Consider the following 3,028-nt stretch of genomic DNA (forward strand, 5'->3'; position numbering starts at 1 on the left):
CAAATACATAGCCAAAGGCGAAGTTGTTGTTATTGATGAAAACTTTGGTATCAGGATAACTGATATTGTAAGGCCGGCAGACAGAATACCGAGAATATAAAAAATATGAATGTGAAAACCATAACCGCCGCTATTATTCTTTTTTTTTTAGCGGCAGTTTTCATACCAACAGCGGCTTACTGTGCTAAAACACAGGATGCCGCTGCTTCAGTAACAAAGCAGGCGGAAAAGGGATATCTTGCGGATGAAATTGCAAATCTGGAAAAACCCGCGGAAATAAAAACCACCGGAATAGTGGGCACTACCATAAACCTGATACTTGCACTTTTGTTTGTTATTGGCCTGTCGTATCTTCTGATGGCAGGCCTTAAATATTTTTATGTTAAAGCATCCATCCCGTTAAAATCCGAAGGTGTAATTAAAATACTTGCCAAAGAACAGATTGATAAAAACAAAGCTGTTTATGTGCTTGAATTGGCGGACCGGGTGCTTGTATTGGCAAGCGCGGGCGACAACAGCCTTGTTCCGGTAACTGAAATCAAAGACAGTGAGACAATTGAAAAAATAAAAACTTCAGCAGATGAATACGTATCCAGATACAGAAAAAAAAGTGAAAATAAGTTTGCCGATGAAATGAAAGCCACTTATGCCAGGCAGGGCAGAAAATTAGTTGATTCGGGCAATCAAACCGTAAAAAACCTTATTGAAAAGCTTAAAGGCGGAAAGAAATGAAGAAGAGTTCAATTATAAAAAGGCTGTTTATTGTTATTATATTGCTTTTATCCGCGGGAGGAATCTTAAATGCTGCTAATGTCACAATACCAAATATTGCTTTAAGTGTTAACCCGTCTGAAAACCCAAAAGATGTTGCAGCCACCATTCAGATAATTATGCTTTTAACGGTGCTTACACTTGCGCCGGCAATACTTATGCTTATGACTTCTTTTACAAGGATAATAATTGTGCTGTCTTTCTTAAGGCAGGCGCTTGGAAGCCAGCAGATACCGCCCAATCAGATTTTAATAGGGCTTGCTCTTTTTATGACTTTTTTTCTTATGCGCCCGGTGGGTGTTGAAATTTACGATAAAGCCTGGAAGCCGTATTCTGAAAACAAGATAACCCTTGATAAAGCTGTTGATGAAGCCGTAAAACCGGTCAGGCAGTTTATGTTCAAGCAGACAAGGGAAAAAGACCTTGCGCTTTTTATATACCTTTCAAAAAGTCCAAGGCCTAAAAATCCTGATGATGTGCCTACAAGCGTGCTTATCCCGGCATTTGTCATAAGCGAACTTAAAACCGCGTTTACGGTCGGTTTTATTATTTATGTGCCTTTTTTAATAATTGATATGGTTGTGGCAAGCACCCTTATGTCCATGGGTATGATGATGCTTCCGCCTGTTATGATATCATTGCCTTTTAAAATACTGCTTTTTATACTTGTAGACGGGTGGCACCTTCTTTCCAGAGCCCTTATAGTAAGTTTTTAAGGGGATGACAATATGAGCATAGAATTCGTTACAAGTTTTGGAAGGGAAGCGCTTCTTTTGACGCTTCTTGTATCGGCGCCGCTTCTTGGGCTTGCGCTTGTGGTCGGCGTTATGATAAGCATTTTTCAGGCAATTACACAGATACAGGAAATGACACTTACGTTTGTCCCTAAAATAATAGTTGTACTTCTTGCAATGATAATCTTTGGGCCCTGGATGCTGAGGATACTTATAAATTTTACATCCCAGCTTTTACTTAACCTCCCCAATTACATGAAGATGTGAGAATCAAATGGGAAATGTTGACATCTTCAACATTGCCATGGGGCAGTTTGAATATTTTGTCCTGATTGTAATCAGAATAACTGCAATCTTTTTCACGGCGCCTATCTTAAGCAGCCGCAATATACCGTCACTTGTCAAAATTGCAATAGCATTTCTTACCGGAATTATCATTTTTCCCGTAATCGATAAAACAGGCGTCATGCCTTCCGATATTATGGGTTTTGGGCTTCTGGTTTTTAAGCAGGTAATTATGGGTGTAATTGTGGGCTTATCCGCTTATATGATATTTGCGGCCATTCAGCTTGCGGGGCAGATAATAGACCTTCAGATGGGTTTTGGTATCGTAAACGTAATTGACCCTATGTCCAACACGCAGGTTTCAATTATGGGGCAGTTCCAGTTTGTACTTGGAATTTTAATTTTTCTTTCCATAAACGGGCACCACTTTTTATTCAGGGCGATTTCGGACAGTTTTTATATTGTCCCGCTTAATGATGTGGGTGTAACCACCGCCACTGTAAATAAACTTACCGACCTTTTTTACAATATGTTTGTTCTGTCTTTTAAGATAGCAGGTCCGGCCACTATTGCGCTTTTTCTTACCAACCTGACGCTGGGGCTTGTGGCAAGGACGCTTCCGCAGATGAACGTTTTTATTGTGGGGCTGCCGCTTAATATTCTGGTGGGAATAGGCGCGCTGCTTATAGCCCTTCCGATACTTGTAAATCTTTTCAGCACGCTTTTAAACACCATGTGGGAAGACATATATTTCATAATAAGAAGCATGAGGATATAAGATGGCAGAACCGGGAAAAACAGAAAAGCCGACGCCAAAGAAAAAAGAAGAGGCCAGAAAAAAAGGGCAGGTGGCAAAAAGCCAGGAAATTAATTCCACACTGAACGTACTGGCCGGGTTTGTGATATTGCTGGTGGCGGGAGAGTATATGATGTTTGAAATAAAGCAGTTTGCCGCTCATTACTGGGGCAATGCTTTTACCTATAAAATTACGGAAGAATCCGTTATTATTATGATGCGGTCAATGATAGGCAGGCTGCTTATGTTAATGGCGCCCATGTTCGCGGCTGTATTTATTACCGCGATTATATCCAACATTATCCAGGTGGGTTTTCATATAACGTTTGAACCGTTAAAGCCCAAAATGTCCAACATTAATCCGGTTCAGGGAATGAAAAGGATGTTTTCGCTTCGCTCGCTTGTGGAACTTATAAAATCCATTATAAAAATAGCCATAATC

At 40.3% G+C, this 3,028-nt stretch carries 6 protein-coding genes; all 6 read left to right on the top strand.

Going from position 1 to position 3,028, the window contains the following annotated elements:
- On the top strand, positions 1–100 hold a 100-nt coding region (locus JXR81_11665; GenBank protein MBN2755500.1), incomplete at its 5' end, for a FliM/FliN family flagellar motor switch protein.
- Between the two features lie 5 nt (positions 101–105).
- Positions 106–732: a hypothetical protein gene (locus JXR81_11670; protein MBN2755501.1), complete on the top strand. Its 627-nt coding sequence runs from the start codon at positions 106–108 to the stop codon at positions 730–732.
- Positions 729–1,487, top strand: a complete 759-nt coding sequence (fliP, locus tag JXR81_11675; protein ID MBN2755502.1) for a flagellar type III secretion system pore protein FliP — start codon at positions 729–731, stop codon at positions 1,485–1,487. Before JXR81_11670 ends, fliP begins: the two co-directional genes overlap by 4 nt.
- A 12-nt stretch (positions 1,488–1,499) precedes the next feature.
- Entirely contained in the window at positions 1,500–1,772 is a 273-nt protein-coding gene (gene fliQ / locus JXR81_11680) for a flagellar biosynthesis protein FliQ (protein MBN2755503.1), read from the top strand.
- Between the two features lie 7 nt (positions 1,773–1,779).
- The gene (gene fliR, locus JXR81_11685; protein MBN2755504.1) at positions 1,780–2,568 is read left to right on the top strand and encodes a flagellar type III secretion system protein FliR; all 789 of its coding nucleotides are present in this window, start codon (positions 1,780–1,782) and stop codon (positions 2,566–2,568) included.
- 1 nt (position 2,569) lies between these two features.
- On the top strand, positions 2,570–3,028 hold a 459-nt coding region (locus tag JXR81_11690), incomplete at its 3' end, for an EscU/YscU/HrcU family type III secretion system export apparatus switch protein (GenBank protein MBN2755505.1).

The organism is Candidatus Goldiibacteriota bacterium, from assembly GCA_016937715.1.
Taxonomy (GTDB): Bacteria; Oederibacteriota; PGYV01; order PGYV01; family PGYV01; genus PGYV01.